Annotated in this window: 1 protein-coding gene; it reads left to right on the forward strand. The window is 37.3% G+C overall.

Annotated elements, in window-relative coordinates:
* Nucleotides 1–6: 6 nt before the first annotated feature.
* A partial coding sequence (locus ABCO64_RS10630) for a hypothetical protein (protein WP_425463713.1) occupies nucleotides 7–212 on the forward strand: 206 nt, incomplete at its 3' end.

Here is a 212-nt window from a genome sequence, read left to right on the forward strand (position 1 = left end):
GATAAGATGAGTGAAGCGATGAACGAAGCGATTGGTGAGACCAATAGACGTAGAGAAATCCAAAAAGCACATAACGAAAAATATAATATAACCCCTATGACCATTAAAAAAGATGTTAGAGATTCCATTCGTATCAAAGCTGAAAGTTCAGATGATGGTAGCGATGCTAAAAAGCTCTCTGAGATGGATAAGGCTGAAAAACGTACCATGAT

Origin of the sequence: Methanocalculus natronophilus, from assembly GCF_038751955.1 — an archaeon.
In the GTDB taxonomy this organism is placed as follows: Archaea; Halobacteriota; Methanomicrobia; order Methanomicrobiales; family Methanocorpusculaceae; genus Methanocalculus; species Methanocalculus natronophilus.